This window comes from Paraburkholderia caledonica NBRC 102488, assembly GCF_000685095.1.
GTDB classification, from domain to species: Bacteria; Pseudomonadota; Gammaproteobacteria; order Burkholderiales; family Burkholderiaceae; genus Paraburkholderia; species Paraburkholderia caledonica.
Genome location: NZ_BAYE01000008.1, coordinates 199330 through 225669, shown reverse-complemented (window position 1 = coordinate 225669; position 26340 = coordinate 199330). Strand labels below are relative to the sequence as shown.

The window sequence follows — 26340 nt, the reverse complement described above, 5'->3', positions numbered from 1 at the left end:
CAAAATGCCCGACCTACGCTATCCGGTGCTGTACCAGATCAACACCCGCGTCTGGCTGGCCGGCTTGTCGCGCACGCTCGGCAGGCGCGCGACACTCGACGACTTTCCGGATGCCGAACTGGATCGCCTCGCCGCGCTGGGCTTCGACTGGGTCTGGTTGCTGAGCGTCTGGCAGACGGGCCCGGCGGCCCAGGCCATCTCGCGGGTGCATGCCGGATGGCGCCGCGAATTCGCCGAGACGCTGCCGGATCTCACGGACGACGACATCGCTGGCTCGGGGTTCGCTATCCGCAGCTACACGGTTCATCGCGATCTGGGCGGCACCGAGGCGCTCGCCCGCCTGCGGCAGCGCATGCAGCAACGCGGCCTGAAGCTGATGCTCGACTTCGTGCCGAATCACATGGCGCCGGATCACGAATGGATCGACACGCATCCGGACCACTTCGTCCACGGCAGCGAGGAGGATCTCGTTCGTTCACCGCGCAATTATTGCAGGGTAGAGACGAGCAACGGGCCGCTGATACTCGCCCACGGCCGCGACCCGTACTTCGACGGATGGCCCGACACGCTGCAGCTCGACTACGGCAATCCGGAGTTGCATCAGGCGATGATCGGCGAACTGAACAGCATCGCCGGGCAATGCGACGGCGTGCGCTGCGACATGGCCATGCTGGTCTTGCCCGAGGTGTTCGAACGGACCTGGGGCATCCGCGCCGAACCCTTCTGGCCGAAGGCAACCGAGGCCGTCCGACGCGAGCATCCGCACTTCCTGTTCATGGCGGAAGTGTACTGGGATCTCGAATGGACGATGCAGCAGCAGGGCTTCGATTACGCGTACGACAAGCAGATGTACGACCGCTTGTGCGATGCGAACGCACGGCCGGTGCGCGAGCACTTGCATGCCGGACTCGATTACCAGGAGAAGCTGGCCCGCTTCCTGGAAAACCACGACGAACCCCGGGCCGCGGCGACCTTCCCGCCCGACACGCACGAGGCCGCGGCCGTCATCACGTTTCTGTCACCCGGCCTGCGCTTCTTTCACCAAGGCCAGTTCGAGGGTTGCCGGAAACGGATATCTCCGCATCTGGTACGGGCGCCCGAGGAGCCTGTCGACACAAGCTTGCAAGCGTTCTACGGAAACCTGATGACGGTGCTGCGGCAGCCGGTCTTTCGGGAAGGCGCGTGGAGCCTGGTCGAAATCGTGCCGGCGTGGGAGGGCAACTGGACCTCGGATTGTTTCATCGCGTGGACCTGGCAGCGCGATGGAGGAGAACGGCGGCTCGTGGTGGTCAATTACGCCGGCAATCAGAGCCAGTGTTACGTGCGACTCCCATTTTCCGACATGGCCGACCGCACGGTGCGGATGGAAGACATCATGGGGTCGGCCAGTTTTGATCGCGATGGCAACGATCTCATTTCGCATGGTCTTTACCTGGATCTACCGCCGTGGAGCTACCACGTCTTCCAAATGACCGCGTCGTGAAGGCCGCGCCATCGAGTTGCGGGGTCGTAACTCCGATCCCAACCCGAACTGCCCCCGAACTGCCCCCGAACTGCCCCAATAATCCGGCAGCTTTGCTGCGACAAATGTTTCCTTGGTGGCTCGTATGTCGCAAGTCGTTCAACAAGCTCGCCGTTGATCAGAGCACATCGACCTGGCCAGTCAGATAAGCTCCAATCGAAGTCTGTTCTTTCGCGCTCAGGCGCCTGGCCAGAACCTCAAAGCTCGAACATTCTGCACATCGTCTATTCGTCCAAGTTCGCTTCCGCCATCGCGATGCGTTCGCGCACGACACTGATCGCCTGCTTGAGCGCATAGACGTCGCAAAGATAGCGCATAGGCACACTTATGCGGCTGGCCTGCGCATCGATGTCCTCGATCTCATTGCGCCATTGGGTGAGCAGATCGTTCGGTGGCCGCGTGGTTCGCCAGATTTCGTCTTCCAGCGATTTCAGTTTCCGATACCCGACGACAAAGCGGCTCCTTATTCGCGCCTCCATCATTCGCGGTAGCGCTTGCAATATCCCGATGAGGACCGCCATGAACGGAAGCAGAATGAGCAGGCGCCTTTCGATAAAGCTTGCGAGCCAGAATGGAAGATAGCGCTGAAGGAATGGACGCCCTGACTTGAAATAGCGCTCACTTTCATTGGAAACAGGAAACTCATCGGTATTCAGGTTCGGGAATGCGCCAAGCTGCGTGAAGTAGTCTTCGCGTGAGTGAACCGTTTTTGCCGCGTCCAGCAATAGATGAACGAGTGCCGGATGCAAGTTGTCTTTGGCCACCAACAGCGCGGTGGCGGCCAGCAAGGTGACATCGTTTTGCGGACGGTCATTCACCAGACTCGTCGCTGCTCGCGGGAACGTCACCTTGGAAAGAGACGGGAACTTCTGCACGAGCGCATCCGCCTGTGCGAAACTCATTAGTTTCAGGTCGCTGTTCAGCAGCATCTGCTGCATGGGCGCATCGGGCCTGCCGATAAAGAAAGCCGCATCCAGGCAACCCGCTTCGAGGCACCGATAGGCCTGCTTCGCATCGACTTCTATCAACTGGGTGTTGTCACGGGTGATACCGCTGTAGCCCAATAATACTTGTGAAACGTGCAGCAACCCGCTCCCGGGTACACCGACGCCGACGCGCTTGCCATGCAGTTGTGCCAACCGGTTGACGATAACGTCGCCCCGATAGAACACCCAGATCGGCTCATACGAGACGGCCGCGATCAACTGCAGATGATCCGTTTCCTGCGGCGTTATTGTGCCCGATTGGATGAAGCCTATCTGGTATTCGCTGGCGGGATTTTTCAGGCGCTGATAATTTTCGACCGAGCCGGGGGAGTTGCGTATATCTAGCATGACGCCGTCGCGTTTCAGGATGGGCGCATAGCGGTCTGCAAAGCCGCGATAGATGCCTTGGTCTGCGCCCGTCGTAATGACAATCCTTGTCTGGAAAGACTGCCTGATGACCGTGAACAATCCCCAACCCAGCGCGGCCAGTATCACGATCGCGCCAATGATGAGAAGCCGCCGGCGTTGCGAAGTGGGCGATGCCTTCTGGCTATGATGAAGCGCTGGGTCGTCGCTCGGCATCGTGCGGTCCTCCCGTCTGGTTACCCCCGCGAGATATCCTCGTACAGCGCGGAGGGCGGCTTGCATGCTGCTCGCGGCCATCTTCCAACGTGAATTCTCCATAACCGATAACTGCGAATCGTACCGTCGCTGGTGCGACTACTCACGCGTGAGGGACGACATGTCTACCATATCAGACGCCGAATTCGCACCGCGGCATGTGGTGGTGTGGAAACGACAAAAAGCGTGCACGCCTTTAAGCCAGATTTAGTGAAAAGCCGTGCCGCGTGAGCTCATTCACATGCCATCGCGGCAGAAGGAAAAGATTATGAATAGCCTTTCTGTCGGTAAAGCAGGTGCCTGAAAAATTTCTGGCGCACGCTCGCGTGGCATAAGCGTGACTCTCGACATCGACAGGCATCTGCCGGAAGTACGCGGCGACGACACCCAGTTGCAGCAGGTCATGATCAATTTGCTGCAAAACGCATTCGGCGCCGTGGAAGGCTGCGACGCGCTTGCACGACGCGCGGAACTTGCTGATATCCCGAGCCGGCTGAATAAGCTTACGCTGCGCGAGCGCGAGGTCATGACGCTCGTGGTGGAAGGCTATCTGAACAAGCAGGTTGCGAGCGAACGCGGTGCGGCGGAAAAGACCATCAAGAATCATCATGCCGCGTGATGGAAAAGGTGAAAGCCGGTTCGCTCCCGGAGCTTGTCCGTCTCGCCGAGAAGGCTCGCTTGGCAGCGAGCGCAGACTCGGGCCGATAGCGTAGCGCGCAGACCTGCCACCGGCAGGCGTGCCGCAGCACCGGTAATTCCTTGCAATTCGTCAGGGCGGTGGACCAAAGTCCTATTTCCGTTTTTGCGCGGGCCCGCTAGGCTTACTCTACGGTCCTTCGATTGTGCTGGTCGTTCGCCTCCAGGACGGTGACATGCGAGCCCGCAACGTTATGAAAAGGGGAGTAGTCTGGTGGAGTTCGTCTTTTTACTCGCTATCTTTTTGACATCGAGTGGGTTTCTCATAGCCGCCCCACGTACATCGGAGCCGCCCGCCGCCATGGCCGCGGCGCCGTCATCTGCCACCGGCTCTAGTGAAGGTAGCAGGGTCGCCCCGCCACCACGCTCCGATCCGCCGTGACGGTAACTCTATCCAGTACGCACGGTGCGGAGCCGGACCCTCTCCAGTGACTCAAGGAGGCGCCTGCGGTCGCGCCACTCTGCGAAGCCCAAATAAGCTTGCCGCCTTTCCGGGTCAGCGGGGCGGGCTCGCGGCAATGCGTTGGCCGCGCTAGCGGTGTGCTTGAAGCAATCCGGCGCGGGCTGGTATCAATTGCGCGACCGGGCGCATCGCGACGTCTCAGTGCGTCGGTCCACTTCATCGCCAATGTATTGAAGTCCACGCCGATTTGGTTCCAAACGATGTCGCGATGACGCGATACGTAGTGAGATCGTGCCCTCGGCGTGTGGCTCACGCCCGGCAGATCAGTGCGCGCCGGAGCGCGCCTCCCGCTGACCTGGACCGAGCGGTTGGCGACTGGAAAAAAGTCTAACCATAGCGAGAACTCCAGCACACTGCATCGGCCATTGCTGGATTTCTTCCGGTTCGCTAGTGACAAGGCGCGCCGATCCCCACGCTGCCTACGTTCATGATCTATGGAAAGCCGGTGATCTCTAGCGGAATGCGGATCACTGCCCAGAACCGTCGATTAGGGAAACCATTGTAGAAGCAGGTGGAGGCGGTTTGTTTCGTCGAGGCGCCTTAAACGCGGGGAACGAGATGATGGGCAAGTTGAGATCCGATTGTTTTTCATGGAGTCCCGAGCGGCGCCGATTTAGCAATCCACCGGAGACCGCTTCTGCCGATAAGGCGTCAGCCACTCCGAGCCCAAGGAATAACTGAATGACCATTGTTCTACAGAACCCGCCGTTCACATGCATCGTCGATCGGACGTTCGGGCGTCGGCTTTGGCCCGTAACCGGCCTTCCGATTGTAGAAGACGCATGCTCCGTCATCGGCCTGAGCCGACGTTCGTGGGTCGGCGCTGATATGCCCGCTCACTGTTGCAGACCGGCCGTTTGGTTCAGCGGAATTTCTGCATCCGGGTCAAAATGGCGTGGCGACAACTAACACCGTCGCCGGTTCCCCGCATCTGCGGGCCTTTTTGTCTTTGTGTGATCTCTGGACGCCTTCGTCGCGGCGGACGACGCCGAAATCGATCGCCGACTGTATGAATGGAGAGTCGACGATGTACCCGGTAGGTTGATCGCAGCGAGACTTTCCATCAGTACTTGATGTCCCGTTTTTGCTGGCGGCCACCCTGTTTCGTGTCGCGCTTGTCCTGCCGGCACTGGGAGTTGCTTTTCTGGTTTGCGGCCCGGCAGTCGACCTTGTTCGAGCGTGCCTGCTGTTTCGCATTCTGGTTTGCATTCCTGCCTGCCTGGCGCTGTTGCGACTGATCGGTGGCGAGAGTTGCGCCCGATAGCGCCAGGAGTCCGGCCGCCGCCAGAATTCCGATCGTCCGTCTCCTTGGTCCGACCATCTTCACACTCCTGTATGCCTGGTTAAAACGGCGGTTAGCGTCGTGCCAAGCCGCTTTCGTATGCTCTCAAAGAGCCACACCCGATCCCTCGGCGGCATCCACTTGTCGGCTGAGTCATATCCAGGAGACCACGATTGACGCCCGAGAAAAAGAAGGACTACTTCGAACACTTCCTGAAAAATAGGTCTGTGGGGCAGATCGATTTCCGTGCCATCAGAACAGATTGCTACACCGCCATCGACACCGGACTTTACCCGTTCGCGTTTGGCGACGGGTCGGAGGTGAAGGCGCGTTATGCGTTCACATGCAAGTGGAACGCGAAGCATTGGCTGTTGTATCGCTTGCCTATCATAGTAGGTCACTATCCTTCAGCTACGGGCCACTTTACGGACGGCGGCAGCGCCGAGCAGCTGAAACAGTCGGCCTGCTAAACGCTGTTATCGCTGCAAAGCGCTGAACAAACGGCGAGGTTGGCACCATTGTCGCCTCGACGTGACAAGGCACGTCACGCGAACACGGATCCCCTCAGAAAACTCGCACAATCGTTAGTTCATTGATTGCCGCTCCCCGTGACATAGAACCAAGGTCCAATACCGGCCGGCGTGCGCCAAGCCTATTCTTGACCCGAGGTACTTCTGTTCGGAGATTGCCATGACAACATCAACGGGCCTGTTGACGGCTATGGTCCCCTCGGCCGGTTCGCCGTTACCTTCGATCTTGAGCCCGCTTCGTAACATCTACCAGAGCCGACACGTTTCCTGCCGCGACGTACAGATTGACGCGCCTGCGCTTCGAAGCGCGAAACCAACTTGAGGTGAAAAAATGAAACCGTTACCGCTTCTCGTCGTGACCATTGCTGTGTCAGCCTGTGCAAGCCAACCCATGCCGCCGAGCGCACAATCGCTTGGAGAAAGCCAGCAGTCCGTCCCCGCAGTCTCGCAATGCATCGCCCAGAAATGGGCAAACCAGTCTCAACAGACGGTCATATCGCAGGTGATTGTGGCGAACAACCAGGCGATGGACGTCTATGTCCCGGGGCAGCAGCCTCCGAATGGCGCAGCCGCTCTCGTGCGGCCGTCGTGGACGGGTAACAGCAAAACGTGGGTCGGTTCCCGCGCAGGCAGCGGGACAGGCGGCAACACCGGCGGTGATGTTAGCGGCTGCCTCTAGGCAGCGGGTCAGTCTGCGTTACTTCGTTGTTTCGACAGATGTGGACAGTCATCTCAGGTGCGTCAGGCCCACATCTGCCGCACTTCAATCGAGGAGAGTCTCATGAACCGCCGTACCTTCTTTTCGCTGAGTGCCATCGCACTGGCCAGTTCGCTGGCCGCTTGCGGCTCGACCTCGAATCCGACAGAAGCGGCCAACAAACGCCATGAAATCGATACCGGCGTCGATGGCGCCCTCCGCAAACTGTACAGTTCGACGCCGGGCGCGCAGGCGCAGGCCAGCAAGGCCAAGGCCATTCTCGTCTTTCCGTCAGTGATCGCCGCGGGCCTGGTGGTCGGTGGGGAATATGGCGAAGGGGCGCTGCGCGAGGGAGGCTCGTCCGTCGGCTATTACAAGACCAGCACCGCCTCGTTCGGCTTGCAGATTGGCGCCCAGTCCAAGGCGGTGATCCTGATGTTCATGACCCAGGACGCGCTCGAGAAATTCCGGACGAGCGACAAGGGGTGGACCGCCGGCGTGGATGGCTCGGTGGCGGTGGCGAAGACAGGCGCCAACGGTACGCTTGACACTGCAACGACGAATTCGCCGATCGTCGGTTTCGTGCTGACGAACTCCGGCCTGATGGCCAATCTTAGCTTCGAAGGCACGAAGGTCAGCAAGCTCGACATCTGATACCGGCACTGTAGCGCACGACTATCGAGGCGTCGTTCCAGCACGTGCGCAGGCATACCATGGTTTAAGGAGTTGACATGAAGACCCGGATTTTCCTTGTAATGGCCGCTGTCGCCATGATGGCGCGACCGGCATTGGCCCAGCCACAGACGTCGGTGGAGGTCACAAAAGGTGCCGGCACGGCCACCGTGACCGGAACGGCGAAGGTCACAGCCACGGTCGTCGAAATTGACCCAGCCACCCGGACCGTTACCCTGAAGGACAAGAAAGGCCACATCGTTGACGTCGAGGTGGGCGAAGAGGCGCGCAACTTTGGCCAGCTCAAGGTGGGCGACGTGGTCACAATCGAATACCGGGAAGCGATGTCGCTGAGTCTCTCGAAAACGAGCGGCCCGCGTTCCGCCTCCGAGCGCACGATGGAACAGCGCTCCTCGCCCGGGGCCAAGCCCGGTGGCACAATCGGTCGGGAAATCACGGTCATGGCCGATGTTCTCGCCGTGAATGCGAAAGCCAAAACCGTCACATTAAAGGGACCGCACAACACGGTGGATGTGATCGTGGAGGACCCCGAGCAGATGAAGAATATTCGCAAGGGAGATCAGGTTCAGGTCGTGTACACGGAGGCGGTCGCGATATCCGTCACGCCCGGCATGAGTAAATAACACATCAATGAACCGACTTCTTTTACGCGTCGGCAGACGCGGCCGCATGGATCTGTTCCGCCCGCCATTGTGAGGGGCGTGCCCTAGATTGTTGCCAGCATCCACGAGGTGACCTGCCGGGAGACAAGTTATGCTGCCGCGTAATGGCTGCTGATTGCCGCTGGCTGCAGGAGCCGGTGCATGGGTGTCGGACCGGATTTTCATCCGCAGCACGGGAGCTCGAGCGAACACTGGAGCAGCGCATCAATCGGGTAGCTCATCCAGCAGGCAACACAGCCTGACATCTGGCAATGGTGGCAGATATTCGCGAACCAGAACTTCAAGAGTCTGATCGCGCAAGCCGATGCGAACAACGGCGACCTGAAGATCGCCGGCCCGCGCGTGCTCGAGGCGCGCGCTCAACTGGGCCATCGTTCAACGAGCCGGACACAACGAGTCTGATCGATATTGTCATGCGCTAAAGGCTCGCGATGGTGGCATTGCGCACGTGTGGCGCCGGTTCACTTTCCCGATGTCAGATCTTCCTCCACAAAGCGAAGAATCGCCTCTGTCAGCGCCTCGCGGGGGTAAGCGTTCTGCGTGACGAACAGGGAGCCGATCATGGTGTGTGTTCGAGCAACAGGCACGGCCAATGCCCAGTGATCGGCATTAACATAGCCTAGGAGAGCGCTTCCGGGCACAACCTGATCATAGAAGATCACCTGGCTGTCGTTGCGGGCATCGACCCGCGAGAGTTTGTCGTAACTCGATTTTAGTATCGACGATATCCGTTCCGGCTGAGGGAACGTCACGAGCGAGTAGTAGCGTAGCTCGCTCGGGAGCGGATTCTGTGCCATCCACGCCTTGCGTGTTGCGGGGCGCAGGCTTTGCACGGCGCCGCCGTCTCCCGAGGCGCAGGTCGCGCCCGGAAAGTGCCGCAGCATGTCAGCCTGATATTGCTCGGCATCGTTGGCAAGCGGCGAGCCGCCAACTGCTCCCGCTGCGCTGACGACAGCCGCCACGCGGCTACGGATCTCCGGATACGCGACGACAGCCTCCAGGATGTCCGCGACACCCTTGGAGTAACCGACCAACACGAGCTGCGCTGTTCCAGCGGACAGTTGCATTGCCATGATGGCGTCGCGGATCTGATGTGCATTGTGGGCGGAACTCGACAGCCCGTCGACGTCGAGCATGACCCCGTCGTAGCCAGATTGTTGTAGCTGCTTGGTGACGGTTCCCGGCGAATTCAGCCACGGCTTGAAGCAGTCGTACCCGATGCCAGGGACCACTGCCGCGATGAGGTGGCGCCTTGATTGACCGAGATCGACGCTCGCGCCGGTGCCGGCAGGTTCAGTGCCGACGCGCGTCAGTGCGTCTTCGCAAGCACGGTAGTCAGGAAGCGCCGGGCCGTGCGCTTCAAGCACCGCACAGTAGATTTCGCGAAACCGCGCCCGCTTGTCCTGCACGCCCGCTTCGGATGCGGGAACGAGCGCGAGCAGCGGCGTGTCCGTCGAGTAGGGAACGAGCGGCTTCGTTGCGCACGCTACGAGCGCAAGGCAGGTCGTAAGGAGCGCGAAACTGACACCACCATTCTTCCAGGCGCGCCGAACTGGATTCGGTCGCATCGCAACGCCATTTGGCGCTCCCGTGATGGGGTTACTTGCCGGCATTGCCGTTCTCCTTGCGTGCGGCGGACTCACGCTGCTCCAGGTAAGGCACCCAGTCAAGGATTTGCACGTTCGTGAAACTGAGCGGGCGTGTCGCGAAGAACATCACGGCGCGCAGTCCATCAGTGTAATAAGGCGTTCCATTCAGCGTTGTCCGCGGGTGTACCTGCGATGATGGACCCAGGCCGTGCACGAAGCCGAGTTTATCCAGACCGCCTGAATACATCAGGTCCTGGATCAGAAAGTTCCGCGCCTCGTCGACATCCCCATGCAGCGCATCGCCTGCCGTGTGATGGTGGGCGAAGCGACCGCCGACCGGCCGACCGGCCTGCCCCAGATACACTGGGTCACCGTTGAAGCGAATGGGCGCGAGCCATGCACGCAATGAAGTGGAGGGCGCGCCCGCTTGCGCTTCCTTGCGCAGGACGACATCGGGTCTGCGTCCAAATACCCACTGCGCGAGGTCGTTTTCACGCATGTCGCGACGATAGCTACGCCGCACCATTGCGGCGCCAATGTCCCCAAGCGTACCGATGACAATCACGTTCAACGGATCGGCTTCCGTTGTCCCGTGCTCATCAGTGGCACAAAACGGCATCTTTTCGAGCGCTGCGCGCAACGACGCAAGGTCGTGGTAGTCCGTGAATACAGTCTCGGGATACTGGAACGGGGTCAGCGCGAAACGCGGGTCCGCGGCATCGCCCGGTACAGGCAGAAACAGAGAGAAGGGGATCAGCGTTTTGCTTCCGAACAGATCGAGATTGACGAGTTTGATCTGCCGGTCGGGATTGGTGAAAAGAAACCCCGCGTGCGTTTCCCCGGGGGGAATGGGATTCCTGAATCCAAGCTTGTTCAGGTGACTGTCGATGCTTGCATTCGTCGCGCCTCCGAGAAGCGTGTGCATGGACCACGCGACTTCGAGTGGCGAGAAGTAGTCCGGATCGGTGCCTGAATGCAGCAGCCATAACGCCTGCGAAGTCCGATTCTCGACTTCGATCCATAGCGGCTGGATGTTGGTCTTGTTGACGTCGGCGCCGAACATGCGCTTGCTGTCGTCCGACCCCAGCACGGCCACGCTTACCCGTGCGTCCTGCTTCGTCGCGCTTACCGCACGCTCACGAAGCGGCGCGTCGTCGATGCTGATTGGGGCTGTCCACGTCGCACAGCCCGCGAAAATAAGCGAGAGGACGACGCCGCCAGCAGCATTCTTCAATGCACGTTGCAGCGACGACGATTCGCTCATCGCTTTGCTCCTGAGGGCAGGGAGTTGAGCTTTGCCGCCGCCTCCCAAGGGAGAAATTCGATCCCTGAGAGCGAGGTGGGTTGCCGGTCGAATATGAGTACTTGCCGATAGCCGTCGGTGTAGTAGGGGTCAGTGGTGAGATTCTCGCTCGGTGCGCCTGGCGGGGCGGCGCCCACTCCCTTTACGAATCCGATCATCTGGAGGTTTTGGGAATAGGCCATGTCCTCGGTAAGTGATGTGCGCGCCTCATCTACGTCCGGGTCGATCTTGTGCGTCGTCAGCGTCGGTGAGTGAAACGTAAGACGCACGCCGATATCCCGGCTGATCTGGCCCACCCACACGGGCTTGCCCCGATAGCGCATCGGGCTGAGCCAGAGGCGTAAGTGATTGCGCTGGTGAATCGTGTCGCGCGCTTTCTGCAGAGCGAGGTCCTGCGCCCGGCCAAACAGATAAAGATCGCTGACAGGTGCGTTGACGTAACGCTCGCCGGAAAGCGCGGAGGTAATCATCTTCATGATTGCGCCGGACCATTTTTGTTCGGTTGGACTCCAGCCTCGTCGGACCAGTGCGGGAAAAGCGTCGTCGAGGCCTCCCACTATGACGAGATTGAGTGGATCGCCGTTCTTCGACCCGTCCTCATTGGTCGCGCAACAGGGAAGCGCTTCGAGTGCGACGCGGAAAGCCTCGTCGTCCGTGTAGTCGACAATTCTTTCAGGCGGATAGACCTCACGCCGAAAGACTGCGCTGACATGGTAATCGGCGTAGAAGCCGGGCACCACCATGAGGAACGAGAATGTCTTTGCCTGCCCGCTCGCAACGAGGTCCAATTGGACGAGCTTCGCGCCCTCGCTGAGGTTGGTCAGCACATACCCCGATACGGTCTGTCCTGGCAGCACAGGGTTGCGGAAGGCGAGCCCACGGAAGCGCCTGTCGAGTTCGTCTTTCCCGCCGGGCGGATTGTTGCCGTCAAACGCCTCGGCCGCTTCGGAAGCCGGAAAGAAATTTGGGTCGAGGCCAGGCGACATCAGGAAATAGCTGACCGTTTCGTCGTCCTGTACCTCTATCCATACCGGCTGGATCCCCTTTTTCGCGAGCGGCACGCCGTAAACCGCCGCGCTTTCTTCAGCCGAAAGCACTGAAGCGGAAACCCGGAGCCCTCCTTCGGTGCGAGTCGCGGCGCGGCTCTTATAGGTTAGTCCGCCGGCGTCGGGCAGCGTAATGACACAACTGCACAACACGACGGCGATGACAACCGCAGCCAGCAGTCGATTCACGATGCGGTCCATTGCGTCACCCCTTTGCCGCGAGCCCGGGCGGCGCTCCTGTCAGTGGGTCAAGTTGATATGCCGTTCCAGTACTGTCTGATTACGCGGGTTGAGGCCGGCTTGCTACCGCAAACGAATCCACCGGTCATGGGGAGTTCCGGTGGCTGGGCGAGGTGACGGATACGTGAACGTTTCCGAAACAATAAGACACCTGAACTTCGGGCCGGTCAATGAGACCTTGGTCCAACAGCTCAGGCATGCCGAATTTCCAGGATGGCGCCTCGAGCCGACTCAATGTATGGATGGCCGTTGAACACCTTAAAGCAGCCGTAGAGGTGACGCCAGATTCAAGGCCCGTAACGGGCCGACCACCGTCGCTTGAGCATCTGCAAATTGTTTCGTATCAACTCTCGGCGGCGCATGACTCTGCATCACGCGACAGTGATTGCTTTGTCATCGGCACTTGGAATCGCTCCGACGGCCCGCGTCAGTTCATGAGAGCCGGCCGTCCCCGACCTCGTTGTCCCGCATTGAAAAAACGCATCAACCGGGCCCGCTGCGTCTAAGAACGATCCAGCAAACATGCAGAGAGCCCGGCCCAATGCCGGCGCGGCTTTAAAATGCGCTCTTTATGACCCCTCCGTCGGCCCGCAACGCAGCTCCCGTCGTGGCCGACGCAAGCGGACTGGCGACATAGGCCACGAGCGAGGCGATTTCCTGCGGCGAGCCGAATCGCTTGATCAGCGATGTGGGACGCACCTTCTCGAAGAACTCCTTCTCAAACGCTTCGAACGACTTGCCGTCGGCCTTGGCAAGGGACTCCACAAAATCGCCCACGCCCCGCGATTTCGTCGGTCCGGGCAGCACGCTGTTGACCGTAATGCCCGTGCCCGCAACTGCCTCCGCGAGTCCGCGCGAGACCGCCAGTTGCGCGGTTTTCGTCATCCCGTAATGGATCATCTCGGCTGGAATCTGCACCCCGCTTTCGCTCGAAATGAAAATAATGCGGCCCCAGTTGGCCTTTTTCATTGCGGGCAAAAACAGGCGAGCGAGACGTACCCCGCTCAAGACGTTGACGTCGAAGAAACGCTGCCAGTCCGCGTCGGGAATCTCTTCAAACGGCTTGGGCTCGAAGATGCCCAGGTTGTTCACCAGTATTTCCACGTTCGGATAGCGTCGTGCGAGTTCTTCTGCCGAAGCGGCCGTACTGAGGTCGCCCGCAAATCCCTGCACGTCGGTGCCGGTCTCCGCTTTCAGTTGTGCGACCACGTCATCCACGGATGACTGCGAGCGGCCGTTCACGATCACACGTGCGCCTTCCTGCGCCAACGTGCTCGCGATAGCGAAACCGATGCCGGCTGTACTGCCGCTTACCAGTGCGAGTTTGCCTGTGAGATTCAAGTCCATGAGTGATTTCCTTTCCGTGGATGAAGTGAGAACGGCGGCATCGAAGCTGTAATGCTGGATGCCGCCAAGGGGTTCACGTACGTGTAATGGATGCGCCACCATCGACCAGTGAGGCGGTACCGGTCACGAACGACGAATCGTCCGACGCGAGGTAGAGCACCGAACGCGCCAGTTCTTCCGGCTTGGCGACGCGCTTGAGCGCATGCAGCCCGGTCACGAATGCCTGCGATTCGTCGCTGTCGTTCATGCCGCGATACATCTCCGTATCCACGGCGCCCGGCAACACCGCGTTGACGCGCACGCCTTGCGCGCCGTATTCGGCGGCGAGCGCCTGCGTCAGGCCAATCAGTCCGGCCTTGCTCGCGGCGTAAGCCGCAGTACCCGGAAACGCGAACGAGTAACCGACGAACGTCGACGTGAAGATGATCGATCCGCCACCTTGCTTGAGCATTTGAGGTATCTGGTGTTTCGCTCCGAGGAACGCACTCGTTAGATTGGTCGCGAGCGCGGCGTTCCAGCCGGCTTCGGAAATGCCGGTGCTCGGGCCCATCTCGCCGAGCGTACCGGCGTTGTTGTAGGCGATATCCAGACGGCCAAAGCGCCCAACTGCAAGTTCCACCAGCGCCTTCGCGAAGTCTTCCGATTGCACGTCGCCCGCCAGATATGCGGCTTCGCCACCTTCGCTTGCGATCTCCGCAGCCAGCGCTTCGAGTTCCGCCGCGCGCCGGGCGGCAATGACCACCTTGGCGCCCTCCTTCGCGAACAACTTTGCAGTAGCGCGGCCAATACCTGCACTGGCACCTGTCACGATAGCGACTTTTCCGGTCAAGCGTTGCATGCTCTCTCTCCTGATGCATTCGGCCACTGCCCTATGCCTTGGCCCGTGGAAGTAATATAGGCTTCAGTCCTGATAGCGGAAAGGCCAAAAACATGGTCGTATCAATCAGCTTTTGTGAACGATCGGAGTCGATATGGATCGCTTGCGCGCCTTTGAAGTTTTCGTGACCGTGGTGAGCCGCGGCGGCTTTGCGCGCGCGGCGGAAGTACTAGGCACGTCGCCCGCCAACGTGACCCGCTATGTGAACGAGCTGGAAGCACACCTCGGCACGCGTCTGTTGAATCGCACATCCCGCACGCTTTCTCTAACCGAGGGCGGCGAGACGCTTTACGCCCGTTGCAAGTCCATTCTCGACGATGTCGCCGATACAGAAGGGCTGGTGTCGTCGGCGTCGGTCCAACCCCGCGGGCGCTTGCGTATCAACGCGCCCGTGAGCTTCGGCATTCTTTATCTGGCACCGCTTTGGCCGGAGTTCATGCGGAAGTATCCCGGCATCGAAATCGACGTTGGACTGATCGACCGCGTCGTCGATATCGTCGATGAAGGCTACGATCTCGCCATCCGCATTTCGCGAGCCGGTTCCTCCAACCATGCAGCCCGCAAACTGGCGACATCGCAAAACATTCTGTGCGCGTCGCCGGACTACCTGGCTCGCGCGGGAGTGCCGGCGACGCCAGCCGATCTGATGGAGCATCGCTGCATCGGGTACACGTATGCGGCCACCGGCGATGAGTGGCAGCTGATCGATGCTGGCCGCAAGACTCACACGGTGAAGGTCGACTGTCACATGCATACGAACAACGGCGATACAGCGCGCGCAGCAGCACTCGCCGGGCAAGGGGTGATCTGGCAACCTACATTTCTGATCGCCAACGACCTGCGTGCCGGCACGCTCGTGCGCGTGTTGCCTGAGTATTCTCTGCCTGAGATCGACATACTCGCCATGTATCCGAGCCGTCGCCACCTGAGCGCCAGGGTGCGGGTGATGATTGATTTCCTGGCCGATGCATTCGGCGGCACGCCCCCATGGGATCGGAACGACGAAAGCCGGACAGCTGTCCCATCGAGGGCCAGTTGAAGGAGCGTCTGGAGCGTGCGTCCGACACATGTGGACGATGATGGTCCGCTGCCTCGTCAGTAGCCCATGGTCATGCCGCAAGCCGCGCCTCGGCTGACGACGAATTCCGTCGTGGTAGAGCGGTCTCGATCACCGCGGCCATCGCTTCCGGGAGACCACGGCGAAGCTCACCGCGATTGCCCCTTCTTTAGCGTGGCTTTCGTCTGCCTGTATCAGGTCAGCGAGGCGAGAGCGACGGGAGCGGCGCTCCTGACCGGCCGAACGGCGCCGCGCCGGATCAGGTTCTCCCGTGTCGTCACCTCCCGCGACATCTGCGGGCATAGGCCTGTGTGATCGACGCCTGGAGTTTTCCCGGCGTCGGCCTTGTATCTCCATCTCCGACGAGTGTGATGACGATCCTGCCGCGCAACGATTAAACCTATCAGGCAAGGCAAGCGCTCGATTCGCGAATGTGTTGCCATTCCCAGACTTGGTGTTCTTAGAGCTTCTGAGCGCGTGCGCCATGGCCAAACTTCGCCCGGTATGCGGCTGGACTCGTGAGCGCGATACGTCGGAAATGACGGCGCATTGACTCCTCCGAGCCGAACCCCGCTAACTCGGCGACGCGGCCAATGGGCAATGCTGACTGTGCCTCGAGCATGTCACGGGCCACAGTCACGCGTTCACGTACGAGCCATTCGTATGGCGCCATGCCGGTGGCGTCATGAAATTGCCGTTGCAACGTTCGCGGACTCATTGCCGCGCGTTCGGCAAGCGAGCGCAGCGTATGCGGCAAAGCGGGATGCTGGCGCACCCAATCCATCAATTTCGCGAGGCGTCCGCTGTCGTCCTGCGGCATTGGACGCGGTACGAACTGCGCCTGTCCGCCCTCCCGATGAGGCGGCACGACGAGCCGCTGTGCGACCCGATTTGCCACCGCTCCACCATAATCGCGTCGCACCAGATGGAGCAGCATGTCCAGCCCTGCCGCGGAGCCTGCCGACGTGATGATCTGTCCTTCGTCGACATACAGCGCATCGGGCTGCACTCGAACTTGCGGGTAGCGCTGCTGCAATTTCGCGGCGTAGCGCCAGTGGGTCGTCACAGTCTTGCCGTCGAGCACGCCGGCCGCTGCCAACACGAACACGCCGGAGCAGATCGAGCAAAGACGCGCTCCACGGCGGTGGGCATTGCGAATCTTCTTGAGCAGCGCCTCGGGCGGCAATTCGTCCGCATCGCGCCAACCTGGCACCACGATGGTATCTGCGCGGTCGAGCACCTTGAGCGTGTAGGGCGCAGCGACCGTGATGCCGCCCGCGGCGCGGAGCGGGCCTGGCTCGCTCGCGCAAACCGCGAATCGATACCAATCGACACCGAGCTCGGGACGTTCGAGTGCGAACAGTTCGGTCGCGCAGCCGAATTCGAAAGTACAGAGCCGGTCGTAAGCCAGCGCAACGACGAGATGATTGTCCATGGCGTGATGTTACCGAAGATTGACAATTGCGCCACTTATCCGGATCGCGACTCGACGCCAGAATGGGGCTCCTGGATCACTTCGCCAGGCGCTATGTTCATCCGAGGATTTATGCAGAGTTCAAACATGTCGACTACCAACGCCGTCACCGCCGTTCCTCCGGCCGACAGCGCAGCCGCGCTTGCCCACTTCCGCGCGGCGCTGCAGTTCGAGACGGATTGCTCCGATGTCGCCAGCGCGCTCGCAAGCGGCACCCCCGGATTCGTGCTGCTTGATGTGCGCAGTCCGGCGCTGTTCGCGCGGGGCCATGTGCCGGGCGCGATCAATCTGCCACACGGCAAAATAGTAGAGTCCAAGTTGGTGAACTATCCGCCTGAAACGGTCTTCGTTACCTACTGCGCCGGTCCCCATTGCAACGGCGCTACGCGTGGTGCAATACGGCTTGCTCTGCTTGGGCGGCCGGTGAAGGTAATGATTGGTGGGATCACCGGATGGCTCGACGAAGGCGGCAGCCTCACTGTGAGCGAAGTCGAGTAGTCGCGTTTCCAGCTCTCCATCAACGTTAGCTCCCGATTCGGAACGGACGATGCCTGCAAAGGGCATCGTCGGACTTCTCTGGATCGCGTGACACGGTCATCCCCCGCAAAGCGGCGCCTCTCCCTCTGAAACCGCTCCTCAGTAAGCCTGTTACTCGCGTTGCTCCCATTGCCCGTCCATCGCCGATTGTTGCCCTTCGGACAACATGGTGAACACCTTCGGGGTGCTACTGGCGTTCGCCACCCCTAACTACAATGCGTCGCAGGCTCGGTCGAAAGGCGAGCAACCGAAGCGCGCGAGATTCGTGGTCGTGCTCGTGAGCCGCACCGTGCGGCTTACCCCACTTAATCAACAGGACTATTGAAGATGAGCGAAACAACCCGCAATGTGCAGCCCGTGATCGCCAGCCTTGGCAAAAAGAGTGCAGGCGAACTCGTGTCTTCCCGCTATGCCGTGCGCGTGGGCGATGTCGACGTCGTGCTGATCAGCGACGGCGTTCTGCCGCTGCCGACCTCGACCATGTCCACCAACGTGAGTGAAGCGGACCGCAACGAATGGTTCGATGGCCGCTTCCTGCAACGTGACATGTTCGACTGGGCGCTGAACGTCGCACTCGTGCGTAGCGGTGAACGCCTGATCCTGATCGACTCCGGCGTGGGCGATGGTTTCGAATACTTCTCTCGCGCCGGCCGGTCGGTGATGCGCCTGGAATCGGCTGGCATCGACCTGGCTGCAATCACCGATATCGTGATTACGCACATGCACATGGATCACGTTGGCGGATTGAACGTCGACGGCGTCAAAGCCAGGCTGCGCCCGGATGTGCGCATTCACGTATCGCGCGCCGAAGTGGAGTTCTGGAAAAATCCGGATTTCAGCAAGACGGTGATGCCGGAAGCGGTTCCTCCCGCGCTGCGCAAGGCTGCTGCAAAGTTCGTCAAACTCTACAGCGAAAACATCGTACAGTTCGATCAGACTGTGGAAGTAGCAGCGGGCGTGTCGGCACGGGTGACGGGTGGTCACACGCCGGGGCACTGCGTCGTGGACGTCGCATCGAACGGCGAGAAGCTGACGTTCGTAGGCGACGCAATTTTCGAAGTCAACTTCGACAATCCCCAATGGCAAAACGGCTTCGAACACAATCCTGAAGGGGCTGTGGACGTGCGCATGTCGCTGCTGAACGAAGCCGCCAAAACCGGCGCTCTGCTGGCCGCAGCGCATGTCGCGTTCCCGTCCATCGGTCATATCGCAAAGAACGGCGACGGCTTCCGTTTTGTGCCGGTTCAGTGGGACTACTGATCGATGACCGCGACGGACGAGCCGCACCGAATCTTCACACAATAAACGATAACCTGCTCGGCGTGCTGATCCAGCCCAAGCGCTTTCGCGATTGCTCAAGCACTCGAGCATTATCGGTGCCATGCCATTAGTAAGCATATCTGATCAAACAGTGGGACAACCGGAACCTCTGCGCGTCGCCGCGGTCAATAGGAGATGTCGCCCTTTTATCAGGGGATGCCAAATGACTGCCACTCAACCGGGGGCTGCGCCCCTCTCCGAAGAGGACGCGCGGCGTCAGCTGCGTCGCGCTGTCGTCGCCAGTACGATCGGTACTACGATCGAATGGTATGACTTCTTTCTGTACAGCACGGTTACGGGTCTCGTTTTCGCGAAGCTGTACTTCCCGCAATCGGATCCATTGGTCGGCACACTTCAAGCTTTTCTGATTTATGCGGTCGGCTTCATCGCGAGGCCGGTCGGCGCGGCCATTTTTGGACACTATGGCGATCGAATAGGGCGCAAGGCTACGCTGATCGTCACGCTGCTGCTGATGGGACTCGCCACATTCGCCGTCGCATTTGTTCCAACGTACGCCTCGATTGGCATCTGGGGCGCCGTGCTGCTTACCGTGCTGCGTTTCATTCAAGGCGTCGGCGTGGGTGGCGAGTGGGGCGGCTCCGTCTTGATGTCGATGGAATGGGCCCGCACCAACGCACATCGTGGCTTCGTCGCATCGTGGCCGCAGTTTGGCGTGCCCGCGGGGCTGTTCCTCGCTAATCTCGCCGTGCTGGCAATGAGCGCTATTTCCGGCGATGCCTTCGTCACCTGGGGCTGGCGTGTGCCTTTCTTTCTGAGCATCCTGCTGGTTGGGATCGGGCTTTACATCCGGCTGAACATCCTGGAGACGCCGATCTTCGCGAAGCTTCTCGCTGAGCGCAAGATCGAAAAGACACCGATGCTCGAAGTCTTGCGCCGCCAGCCGAAAGACATTCTTCTGTCGGCCGTGGCGCGCATGGCGGAGCAAGCGCCGTTCTACATTTTCACGGCCTTTGTCTTCACGTATGGCGTGACGACACTCGGCGCGTCGCGCGATCTGCTGTTGACAGCGGTGCTGGCGGCTTCGGTGCTGGAATTCGGCACCATTCCGCTGTTCGGCCATATCTCCGATCTGATCGGACGTCGCCGCATGTATATGATCGGCGCCGCGGCAGCGGGCTTGTTCGGTTTCGTCTATTTCGCCATGGTCGACACGCGCAATCCGACGTTGATTTTCGTGGCGATCGTACTCTCGCTAGTCCCGCATTCGATGATGTACGGCCCTCAGGCCGCGCTGATCGCAGAGTCGTTCACGGGGCGCCTGCGATACAGCGGGGCGTCGCTCGGTTATCAGCTGGCCTCGGTGATCGCGGGCGGTCCTGCGCCGCTGATCGCGACCGCACTATTCGCTTACTATCATTCCGGCTACGCGATCGCGTTTTATGTGTTTATTTGCGGAGTGCTCAGCCTGTTCGCCGCTTCTCGACTCGGCGACTACACGAACAAAGACATTTCGCAGGAATACGACGAGCCGCGCTCGATGGGCGAGAGCGGGCACGGTCATCGCCACGCCTAAGTGTCAGGTGCGGCGCGGCAAAGCCCGCCGCATCGTGTAACTCGCGCTTTGCCGCCGGTGAAGCCGTCGCTGCGCCGGCGTTTTCCGACACCACGTAGTGTGAAGCGCCAGCCCGTGCGTCTGTGAGATCATGCAAATCCCCATACGGATTGCGTTCTCACATGCCGACTTCCGCGTCCACCCACGGTAGTTCACTCTCGCCTGGCAGCGTCGGCACCATCCTTGCCTCGATGTTCTGCTTTGCAGTGGTCGATGCGTTGGCCAAGTCGGTTGCGCTGCAATATCCGGCCAACGAGGTCACGTTTTTCCGCATGCTTTTCGGCCTGTTTCCCGCCATTTTGCTGTGTTGCGGAGGAAGCCGGCCGCTGCCCGACCGCTTGCGGAATATCGACGTCAAAGGGCAGACCACGCGCGCGATCGCACTCCTCGGCGCCTCGGCTCTGTTCTTTGCCGGCCTGCCTTATGTGCCGCTCAGCGAAGCAGTCGCGCTCGCCTATTCGGAGACGCTGATCGTCATTGTGCTGGCGCCGCTAATGCTCAACGAGCGCTTGACGCCGCGCGGCGCCGCAGCCGCGATTGTGGGTTTTCTGGGCGTACTGCTCGTGGTACGGCCCGGCGGCGCCCAGACGTCCTGGCTGGGCCCCGTGATCCTGCTGACAAGCGCGTTTTGCGGTGCCCTCTCCATCGTCCAGATCAAACGCATCCGCTCGACCGACGACTCCGCCACCACCGTTCTCTTTTTCACGGCGATGGGCACCGTGGTCATGGGTTGCACGTTGTTCTTCAAGTGGCGCACGCCTTCGGTGGACGCACTGCTCGTGATGGCTGCGCTCGGCGTCTTCGCGACTGCGGGCCAGATGCTGATGACGGTAGCCTTCCGCCGCGCGGATGCAGGCGCGCTTGCTCCGTATAACTACACGAGCATCGTCTGGGCGGCGCTTTTCGGCTATGTGCTGTGGGGCGAAACGCTGGAACTTCTGTCGGTGGCCGGCATATCGATGATCGTGGGCAGCGCGATCGCCGTCGCGGTGCGCCGCAAAGCGCCCGAAGGACCTCTCGCCTGATGCGACGGCCTCCGGGCGCCGCACTCAATATGACTTGCGGCTACCCGGCGAATCTCGCTGCCGATGCAATTTGCAGGAATTCGCCGCGGTGCGCCGCCGCTTTCCACCGTGGCCGGTCAAGCCACCTTGTAACGCGGCGCCGGCGCATTGGTCGACAACAGCGAGAACATCGCGCGGCGCGCAGCCTCGTAGTCTTCCCACTTTTCAACCGCATGCAGTGACGGAATGGTGATCAGCTCGCCGCGATCGAAGCCGACCAGTGCTGCGTCGACCATGTCGTCGGCGGACATCACGATTGCCTTGTCGAGGTTTTCCAGCGGCAGGCCGCCCGTTTGCCAGAACTCGGTCGCGGTCGCGCCCGGCAAAACCGCTTGCACCTGAATACCTTTGTCGGCCAGTTCGTGCTTGAGCGACTGGCTGAAGGCCAACACGAACGCCTTGCTGCCGCCATACACGCCGTTGAGAACCTCCGGCGCAATAGCCACGATGGACGCAATGTTGATCAACGCCCCGTTGCCACGCGCGACGAAGCCGGGCACGGCCGCATACGTGAGCCTCGTCAGCGCGCTCACATTCAGGTCGATCATGCGCTGCATTGCATCGACGTCGCTGTCGACGAGCGGCGTATGCGTGCCGACACCGGCGTTATTGACCAGAAGCGTAATGCTCGCGTCCTGTTTCAGTTTCGCTTCGACCGCTGCGAGCCCCGCTTTGTCGCCCAGATCGGCGTCCAGTATCTCGACGCTACGGCGCGTTTCGGTCGTGATGCGATTGGACAGCGCGGCAAGGCGCTCGCGGTTGCGGGCAACCAGCACGAGATCGTAACCGCGCCGCGCAAGGCGGTCCGCGTAGATTGCACCGATGCCCGACGACGCGCCCGTAATCAGTGCGGTGCCCTTGTGTGCTTCAGTCATGATGTCACTCCTTTGCAATGAACCGTTGATGGTGTGAACGAATTCTGTGCCGTTTTGACGGCGACGCAAATGACATATATGGTTAGGTTTCAGGACATACACCTGGACGGAGAACGGACATGCACTGCGTGGGATATTTGCTGAGCGACGGCTTTCAGGTCATGGCGATCGCCACGCAAGCGGTCTTTGAATACGCGAACCTCGTAGTGGGCGAGCCGTTCTATCAGGTGGAGAATTTTTCGCCTGCGGGCGGCGAGGTGCGTTCGTCGCTAGGGATGACCATTAGCACGAGTCCGCTCAACTCGCGCCGTCAAACGGACACGTGGATCGTCGCAGGCGTCAACGATCCGCTGGCATCGCCGGCGCCCCAAGACGTGCTCGCGTTCCTGCGCAAAACCGGGCCGCGCGCGCGGCGCATCGGCGGTATTTGCACAGGCGGCTTCGTGGTGGCTGAGGCGGGTCTGTTATCGCAGCGTCGCGCCACGACGCACTGGGCTTACGCACGTGAAATGCAGAAGCGCTTTCCCGATGTTCGCGTGGAAGACGACCGCATTTATATCGTCGACGGTCCGATCTGGACGTCGGCCGGCATGACCGCCGGGCTCGATCTCGCGCTTGCGATGGTCGAAAAAGATCTTGGCGCCGAAGTGGCGCGCTCCGTTGCGCACAAGCTCGTCATGCATCAGCGGCGCTCGGGTGGCCAATCGCAGCATTCGGAAATGCTCAACCTCGCGCCCAAGTCGGACCGCATTCAGAGCGCGCTGAACTATGCGCGTGAGAACCTGAGCCGGCCACTTACCGTCGATGAACTGGCCGATAAAGCAAACCTGAGTCCGCGGCAGTTCAGCCGTGTGTTCACGCTCGAAACGGGGCAATCGCCCGCGCGTGCTATTGAAAGCCTTCGCCTCGAAGCCGCGCGCCTGATGATCGAGCGAAGCCGGCATCCGCTCGACGTCATTGCGAAAGAGACCGGCTTTCGCGACCGGCGCCATTTGCGCGAGGCGTTCATACGTGGGTTTGGCGTGCCGCCGCAGGCGGTGCGTCGCGAAGTGCGTAGTGCAGCGTGAAAAAAGAACGTGGTTCGCCGCGCAAAAACAAAGCGAACTAACTGACGTCGCCCGTCTCGCGTTGCGGACGGCGCACTGCGCGCACCTTCCCGCTGATTCCGCCGCCGCAAAAGAATTGCCCGCTGCCATCGGATTCGAGACCCGACACGCCCACGCCCTCGGGCATCTCGAGGCTTTCGAGTACCTCGCCGGTACGTGGGTCGACGTGCCTCAACTCGCTTGCATCGTCTTCCCAGGTGCCGTGCCAAAGCTCGCCGTCTACCCACGTGACGCCCGTTACAAAACGGTTCGACTCGATGCTCGAAAGCACGACGCCCGTCTCGGGATCGACCTGATGGATCTTGCGCTCGCGATACTCGCCAACCCACAACGATCCCTCTGCCCACGCGAGTCCCGACGCGCCATTGCCTCCCGGCGCAGGGATGCTCGAAAGCACGCGTCCGGTTGCCGGGTCGATTTTGTGGATGCGGCCCGCGGCAATCTGAAACAGATGCTGGCCGTCGAAGGCTGTGCCCGCATCGGCGGCGATTTCGATTGCGTGCAGAGTCTCCCCGCTCGCGGGATCGAATGCGTTCAACGTCTTGCCCGTCGCAATCCAGACCTGCTGGCCGTCGTAGGTGACGCCAGCCACTTGCTGCACGTCCGGGAACGGACCATATTCGCGGATGATAGTGGCGTTCGATCGATTCATGCTGCCATCCTAATTGAGCGTGACGGGCGAGGGGAGTAGCAACGTTGTCGCGAATCCAGACGCTGGCGGGGCCATCCAGCGGCGCGCCCGGCCTCGGCCGAACGACTGGGCCTTGCCAACGGCTGCGAGCGAATCGAGTGTGCGCTGCACGGTGCGCTGGCTTGCGCCGAGTGCGAGCGCGAGCGCAGAACTCGACCACGACTCGCCATCCGCGAGCAGCGCGAGCATTGCCGCATGAGTCTCTTCGACGGGCCGCGCGAGTACCCGCACCTCTTGCCCATCGCGCGGCGCCAATGCAAAGCCACGCGGCGTCGCGCTTATATCGGCCAACGTGCCAAGCACCGTGCGAAGCCGGCCGATCTCCACCCGCAGACGCGCGCGGTGCGAGTCATCGGCATCTCTCGTTCTGAATGCGCGTGCGATCAGCGTGTCGCGCGATACATCGGCGGGCCATGCTTCGGCAAGCTGGTACGCGAGATTGAACAACACCGGGCGCCTTGCCAGCGAGACTGCCGTACCGGATTTCCGCACGACATTGCGGCAGGCGTCGACCACGAACGCATTCGACATTAACAGTGCTTCTACTTCATCAAGCAGCAGCAGCCGTTGTTCGCCTTTTCCGATCAGGCGCGCGGCTGGCACGTTCAACGTATTCGATGCGCTCTCGACCTCGGCGATCAGCGCGGGAATCTCGGCAGCTCGTGCCGCGTACCTGGCTCGTGTGAAAGCAGCGCGAGCCTTGTTGGCCTGCAAACGCCGTAGCGCGATGCTCGCCACCATGAGCTGGTGTGCCGCTCTGAGCACGGGCGGCAAAGGCGCCGAATCGAATGTGCCGAGCATGCGCTCAGCCTCGTCGATATGTCCGATCAGAACAAGCCTGCGAACTTCCAGATAGCCCGCATGCGCGGCATTGACACGGTCGCCGTGTGCTTCGAGCGTCGCGCGCGCAGCGCCGAGCGCTTTCGCCGGCCACGCAAGATCGCGCGACGCCAGCGCGATCTCTGCCTCTGCCACGACACATCTCGCGCGGGCGACGGCTTGCTTCGAACCGAACGCGCGCGCCGCGCTTCGCACGAGCGCCTTGGCCCGGATGAAATCGCCCAGTTGCGCCATCGCGATGCCGCGAAGCGCGAGCGCGGGCGCGTCGCCTCGTAACGCGACGCGCTTCAATGCGCCGAGCGGATCACCCGCTGCGAGCGCTTGAGCGGCGGCCTGGATTAGCGGGTCCATGCTGATTGAAATCGCGCCACACTTGTCACTCCCACTGTCCGGAATCCCGACACTAATCTAGCACGACCGCCAACCAGTACGTCGTATCGAAAGCGATCGAGCGACGAGGAAAACCGAACGGAGAGAACCATGACCACGACACATACGACCGGAACACGCGAGCAATGGCTGGCAGCGCGCCTCGATCTGCTCAACGCGGAAAAAGAGCTCACGCGGCGCAGCGACGAGCTGGCGCGCCGACGCCAGGAATTGCCTTGGGTCCGCATCGACAAGACATACCGATTCGATACCGAGCAGGGCATCGCGTCGCTTGCCGACCTGTTTGGAGGACGCTCCCAGCTTCTCGTCTATCACTTCATGTTCGGGCCGGACTACAAGGCAGGATGCCCGTCCTGCTCGTCGATCGCGGATGGCTTCGACGGCATCGCGATTCATCTGGCGAACCACGACGTGGCGCTGACGGCAGTATCCCGTGCGCCGCTCGCGAAGCTGCAGGAGTACAAGCGGCGCATGGGGTGGACGTTTCCGTGGGCTTCGTCGGCGGGCAGCGACTTCAACTTCGACTTCAACATTTCGTTTACCGAGGAGCAGCAGCGCGAGGGCACCGTCGAATACAACTATCAGCGCGGCCGTCATGCAATGGACGCGGTACCGGCGCCGGAGCCCGTCGCGCAATTTGCGGCGACTTGCGGTACCGACGCATCCACTTACGCGCGCGACCGGCCAGGACTGAGCGCCTTCGTGCTGGAAGACGGCGCGGTCTACCACACGTATTCCACCTACGCGCGTGGACTGGACGGCCTGTGGGGCATGCACCAATGGCTCGACCGCGCGCCGAAAGGCCGCAACGAAACGGGCATCTGGTGGCGCCGTCACGACGAGTACGCAAAGCGCTGAG

General features: G+C 61.0%; 25 protein-coding genes. 13 read left to right on the top strand and 12 right to left on the bottom strand.

What is annotated here, in order from left to right:
• Window positions 1–4: 4 nt before the first annotated feature.
• Entirely contained in the window at window positions 5–1483 is a 1479-nt protein-coding gene (locus BCA01S_RS18655) for an alpha-amylase family glycosyl hydrolase (protein WP_027778214.1), read from the top strand.
• 263 nt (window positions 1484–1746) lie between these two features.
• Here BCA01S_RS18655 and BCA01S_RS18650 read toward each other — a convergent pair whose 3' ends face one another.
• The gene (locus BCA01S_RS18650) at window positions 1747–3090 is read right to left on the bottom strand and encodes a TAXI family TRAP transporter solute-binding subunit (protein WP_027778213.1); all 1344 of its coding nucleotides are present in this window, start codon (window positions 3088–3090) and stop codon (window positions 1747–1749) included.
• 376 nt (window positions 3091–3466) lie between these two features.
• Here BCA01S_RS18650 and BCA01S_RS39085 point away from each other — a divergent pair, with 376 nt between their 5' ends.
• Entirely contained in the window at window positions 3467–3748 is a 282-nt protein-coding gene (locus BCA01S_RS39085; protein WP_027778212.1) for a LuxR C-terminal-related transcriptional regulator, read from the top strand.
• Window positions 3749–5351: 1603 nt separating this feature from the next.
• Here the strand turns inward: BCA01S_RS39085 and BCA01S_RS18640 are convergent.
• Complete coding sequence (locus BCA01S_RS18640) at window positions 5352–5609, bottom strand: hypothetical protein (RefSeq protein ID WP_027778211.1); 258 nt, start codon at window positions 5607–5609, stop codon at window positions 5352–5354.
• 134 nt (window positions 5610–5743) lie between these two features.
• On the opposite strand from BCA01S_RS18640, the gene BCA01S_RS34970 reads away from it, so the two are divergent.
• The 4 genes from BCA01S_RS34970 (at window position 5744) to BCA01S_RS18615 (ending at window position 8113) form a co-directional block, all read left to right on the top strand.
• Window positions 5744–6040 (top strand): hypothetical protein, encoded by a 297-nt coding sequence (locus tag BCA01S_RS34970; RefSeq protein ID WP_052369466.1) that lies wholly within the window; start codon window positions 5744–5746, stop codon window positions 6038–6040.
• A gap of 391 nt (window positions 6041–6431) precedes the next feature.
• Complete coding sequence (locus BCA01S_RS37190; protein ID WP_027778209.1) at window positions 6432–6779, top strand: hypothetical protein; 348 nt, start codon at window positions 6432–6434, stop codon at window positions 6777–6779.
• Window positions 6780–6881: 102 nt separating this feature from the next.
• Window positions 6882–7451 (top strand): BPSL1445 family SYLF domain-containing lipoprotein, encoded by a 570-nt coding sequence (locus tag BCA01S_RS18620; RefSeq protein ID WP_027778208.1) that lies wholly within the window; start codon window positions 6882–6884, stop codon window positions 7449–7451.
• A 77-nt stretch (window positions 7452–7528) separates the two neighbouring features.
• Complete coding sequence (locus BCA01S_RS18615) at window positions 7529–8113, top strand: hypothetical protein (protein WP_027778207.1); 585 nt, start codon at window positions 7529–7531, stop codon at window positions 8111–8113.
• Window positions 8114–8356: 243 nt separating this feature from the next.
• Here BCA01S_RS18615 and BCA01S_RS38005 read toward each other — a convergent pair whose 3' ends face one another.
• The 6 genes from BCA01S_RS38005 to BCA01S_RS18585 form a co-directional block, all read right to left on the bottom strand.
• Window positions 8357–8524: a hypothetical protein gene (locus BCA01S_RS38005; protein ID WP_156955063.1), complete on the bottom strand. Its 168-nt coding sequence runs from the start codon at window positions 8522–8524 to the stop codon at window positions 8357–8359.
• Between the two features lie 89 nt (window positions 8525–8613).
• Window positions 8614–9765 carry a hypothetical protein gene (locus BCA01S_RS18605; protein ID WP_425176706.1) on the bottom strand — a complete coding sequence of 384 codons (1152 nt, stop codon included), beginning with the start codon at window positions 9763–9765 and terminating at the stop codon, window positions 8614–8616.
• The gene (locus BCA01S_RS18600) at window positions 9752–11005 is read right to left on the bottom strand and encodes an LssY C-terminal domain-containing protein (RefSeq protein ID WP_027778205.1); all 1254 of its coding nucleotides are present in this window, start codon (window positions 11003–11005) and stop codon (window positions 9752–9754) included. Before BCA01S_RS18600 ends, BCA01S_RS18605 begins: the two co-directional genes overlap by 14 nt.
• Window positions 11002–12291 carry an LssY C-terminal domain-containing protein gene (locus BCA01S_RS18595; protein ID WP_027778204.1) on the bottom strand — a complete coding sequence of 430 codons (1290 nt, stop codon included), beginning with the start codon at window positions 12289–12291 and terminating at the stop codon, window positions 11002–11004. The genes BCA01S_RS18600 and BCA01S_RS18595 overlap by 4 nt, the downstream gene beginning before the upstream one ends.
• Before the next feature lie 594 nt (window positions 12292–12885).
• Window positions 12886–13677 carry an SDR family NAD(P)-dependent oxidoreductase gene (locus BCA01S_RS18590; protein WP_027778203.1) on the bottom strand — a complete coding sequence of 264 codons (792 nt, stop codon included), beginning with the start codon at window positions 13675–13677 and terminating at the stop codon, window positions 12886–12888.
• Between the two features lie 73 nt (window positions 13678–13750).
• Complete coding sequence (locus BCA01S_RS18585) at window positions 13751–14515, bottom strand: SDR family oxidoreductase (RefSeq protein WP_027778202.1); 765 nt, start codon at window positions 14513–14515, stop codon at window positions 13751–13753.
• 133 nt (window positions 14516–14648) lie between these two features.
• On the opposite strand from BCA01S_RS18585, the gene BCA01S_RS18580 reads away from it, so the two are divergent.
• The gene (locus tag BCA01S_RS18580) at window positions 14649–15593 is read left to right on the top strand and encodes a LysR family transcriptional regulator (protein ID WP_027778201.1); all 945 of its coding nucleotides are present in this window, start codon (window positions 14649–14651) and stop codon (window positions 15591–15593) included.
• A 478-nt stretch (window positions 15594–16071) separates the two neighbouring features.
• Here BCA01S_RS18580 and ftrA read toward each other — a convergent pair whose 3' ends face one another.
• Entirely contained in the window at window positions 16072–17046 is a 975-nt protein-coding gene (gene ftrA / locus BCA01S_RS18575) for a transcriptional regulator FtrA (protein ID WP_027778200.1), read from the bottom strand.
• A gap of 126 nt (window positions 17047–17172) precedes the next feature.
• Here ftrA and BCA01S_RS18570 point away from each other — a divergent pair, with 126 nt between their 5' ends.
• From BCA01S_RS18570 to BCA01S_RS18555, 4 genes are all read left to right on the top strand, one after another.
• The gene (locus BCA01S_RS18570) at window positions 17173–17583 is read left to right on the top strand and encodes a rhodanese-like domain-containing protein (RefSeq protein WP_408379311.1); all 411 of its coding nucleotides are present in this window, start codon (window positions 17173–17175) and stop codon (window positions 17581–17583) included.
• A gap of 366 nt (window positions 17584–17949) precedes the next feature.
• Window positions 17950–18882, top strand: a complete 933-nt coding sequence (locus BCA01S_RS18565; RefSeq protein ID WP_027778198.1) for an MBL fold metallo-hydrolase — start codon at window positions 17950–17952, stop codon at window positions 18880–18882.
• Between the two features lie 223 nt (window positions 18883–19105).
• Window positions 19106–20476 (top strand): MFS transporter, encoded by a 1371-nt coding sequence (locus BCA01S_RS18560; RefSeq protein ID WP_027778197.1) that lies wholly within the window; start codon window positions 19106–19108, stop codon window positions 20474–20476.
• A gap of 161 nt (window positions 20477–20637) precedes the next feature.
• Window positions 20638–21540 carry a DMT family transporter gene (locus BCA01S_RS18555; RefSeq protein WP_027778196.1) on the top strand — a complete coding sequence of 301 codons (903 nt, stop codon included), beginning with the start codon at window positions 20638–20640 and terminating at the stop codon, window positions 21538–21540.
• Window positions 21541–21656: 116 nt separating this feature from the next.
• On the opposite strand, the gene BCA01S_RS18550 is transcribed toward BCA01S_RS18555, so the two are convergent.
• Window positions 21657–22454 (bottom strand): SDR family NAD(P)-dependent oxidoreductase, encoded by a 798-nt coding sequence (locus tag BCA01S_RS18550; RefSeq protein WP_027778195.1) that lies wholly within the window; start codon window positions 22452–22454, stop codon window positions 21657–21659.
• A 119-nt stretch (window positions 22455–22573) separates the two neighbouring features.
• Here BCA01S_RS18550 and BCA01S_RS18545 point away from each other — a divergent pair, with 119 nt between their 5' ends.
• Window positions 22574–23521, top strand: a complete 948-nt coding sequence (locus BCA01S_RS18545; protein ID WP_027778194.1) for a GlxA family transcriptional regulator — start codon at window positions 22574–22576, stop codon at window positions 23519–23521.
• A gap of 37 nt (window positions 23522–23558) precedes the next feature.
• On the opposite strand, the gene BCA01S_RS18540 is transcribed toward BCA01S_RS18545, so the two are convergent.
• Together BCA01S_RS18540 and BCA01S_RS18535 are read right to left on the bottom strand one after the other, a co-directional pair.
• Window positions 23559–24212 (bottom strand): Vgb family protein, encoded by a 654-nt coding sequence (locus BCA01S_RS18540; RefSeq protein WP_027778193.1) that lies wholly within the window; start codon window positions 24210–24212, stop codon window positions 23559–23561.
• Window positions 24213–24221: 9 nt separating this feature from the next.
• Complete coding sequence (locus tag BCA01S_RS18535; protein WP_027778192.1) at window positions 24222–25442, bottom strand: winged helix-turn-helix domain-containing protein; 1221 nt, start codon at window positions 25440–25442, stop codon at window positions 24222–24224.
• A gap of 129 nt (window positions 25443–25571) precedes the next feature.
• Here BCA01S_RS18535 and BCA01S_RS18530 point away from each other — a divergent pair, with 129 nt between their 5' ends.
• Window positions 25572–26339, top strand: coding sequence for a DUF899 domain-containing protein (locus tag BCA01S_RS18530; protein ID WP_027778191.1), 768 nt, complete (start codon window positions 25572–25574; stop codon window positions 26337–26339).
• The last annotated feature ends 1 nt before the right edge of the window (window position 26340 follow it).

Coding starts and splice junctions, on each gene's coding strand:
- BCA01S_RS18655 (WP_027778214.1), top strand. CDS start 5: ATGCCCGACCTACGCTATCCGGTGCTGTACCAGATCAACACCCGCGTC.
- BCA01S_RS18650 (WP_027778213.1), bottom strand. CDS start 3,090: ATGCCGAGCGACGACCCAGCGCTTCATCATAGCCAGAAGGCATCGCCC.
- BCA01S_RS18640 (WP_027778211.1), bottom strand. CDS start 5,609: ATGGTCGGACCAAGGAGACGGACGATCGGAATTCTGGCGGCGGCCGGA.
- BCA01S_RS37190 (WP_027778209.1), top strand. CDS start 6,432: ATGAAACCGTTACCGCTTCTCGTCGTGACCATTGCTGTGTCAGCCTGT.
- BCA01S_RS18620 (WP_027778208.1), top strand. CDS start 6,882: ATGAACCGCCGTACCTTCTTTTCGCTGAGTGCCATCGCACTGGCCAGT.
- BCA01S_RS18615 (WP_027778207.1), top strand. CDS start 7,529: ATGAAGACCCGGATTTTCCTTGTAATGGCCGCTGTCGCCATGATGGCG.
- BCA01S_RS38005 (WP_156955063.1), bottom strand. CDS start 8,524: ATGGCCCAGTTGAGCGCGCGCCTCGAGCACGCGCGGGCCGGCGATCTT.
- BCA01S_RS18605 (WP_425176706.1), bottom strand. CDS start 9,765: ATGCCGGCAAGTAACCCCATCACGGGAGCGCCAAATGGCGTTGCGATG.
- BCA01S_RS18600 (WP_027778205.1), bottom strand. CDS start 11,005: ATGAGCGAATCGTCGTCGCTGCAACGTGCATTGAAGAATGCTGCTGGC.
- BCA01S_RS18595 (WP_027778204.1), bottom strand. CDS start 12,291: ATGGACCGCATCGTGAATCGACTGCTGGCTGCGGTTGTCATCGCCGTC.
- BCA01S_RS18590 (WP_027778203.1), bottom strand. CDS start 13,677: ATGGACTTGAATCTCACAGGCAAACTCGCACTGGTAAGCGGCAGTACA.
- BCA01S_RS18585 (WP_027778202.1), bottom strand. CDS start 14,515: ATGCAACGCTTGACCGGAAAAGTCGCTATCGTGACAGGTGCCAGTGCA.
- BCA01S_RS18580 (WP_027778201.1), top strand. CDS start 14,649: ATGGATCGCTTGCGCGCCTTTGAAGTTTTCGTGACCGTGGTGAGCCGC.
- ftrA (WP_027778200.1), bottom strand. CDS start 17,046: ATGGACAATCATCTCGTCGTTGCGCTGGCTTACGACCGGCTCTGTACT.
- BCA01S_RS18570 (WP_408379311.1), top strand. CDS start 17,173: ATGTCGACTACCAACGCCGTCACCGCCGTTCCTCCGGCCGACAGCGCA.
- BCA01S_RS18565 (WP_027778198.1), top strand. CDS start 17,950: ATGAGCGAAACAACCCGCAATGTGCAGCCCGTGATCGCCAGCCTTGGC.
- BCA01S_RS18560 (WP_027778197.1), top strand. CDS start 19,106: ATGACTGCCACTCAACCGGGGGCTGCGCCCCTCTCCGAAGAGGACGCG.
- BCA01S_RS18555 (WP_027778196.1), top strand. CDS start 20,638: ATGCCGACTTCCGCGTCCACCCACGGTAGTTCACTCTCGCCTGGCAGC.
- BCA01S_RS18550 (WP_027778195.1), bottom strand. CDS start 22,454: ATGACTGAAGCACACAAGGGCACCGCACTGATTACGGGCGCGTCGTCG.
- BCA01S_RS18545 (WP_027778194.1), top strand. CDS start 22,574: ATGCACTGCGTGGGATATTTGCTGAGCGACGGCTTTCAGGTCATGGCG.
- BCA01S_RS18540 (WP_027778193.1), bottom strand. CDS start 24,212: ATGAATCGATCGAACGCCACTATCATCCGCGAATATGGTCCGTTCCCG.
- BCA01S_RS18535 (WP_027778192.1), bottom strand. CDS start 25,442: ATGGACCCGCTAATCCAGGCCGCCGCTCAAGCGCTCGCAGCGGGTGAT.
- BCA01S_RS18530 (WP_027778191.1), top strand. CDS start 25,572: ATGACCACGACACATACGACCGGAACACGCGAGCAATGGCTGGCAGCG.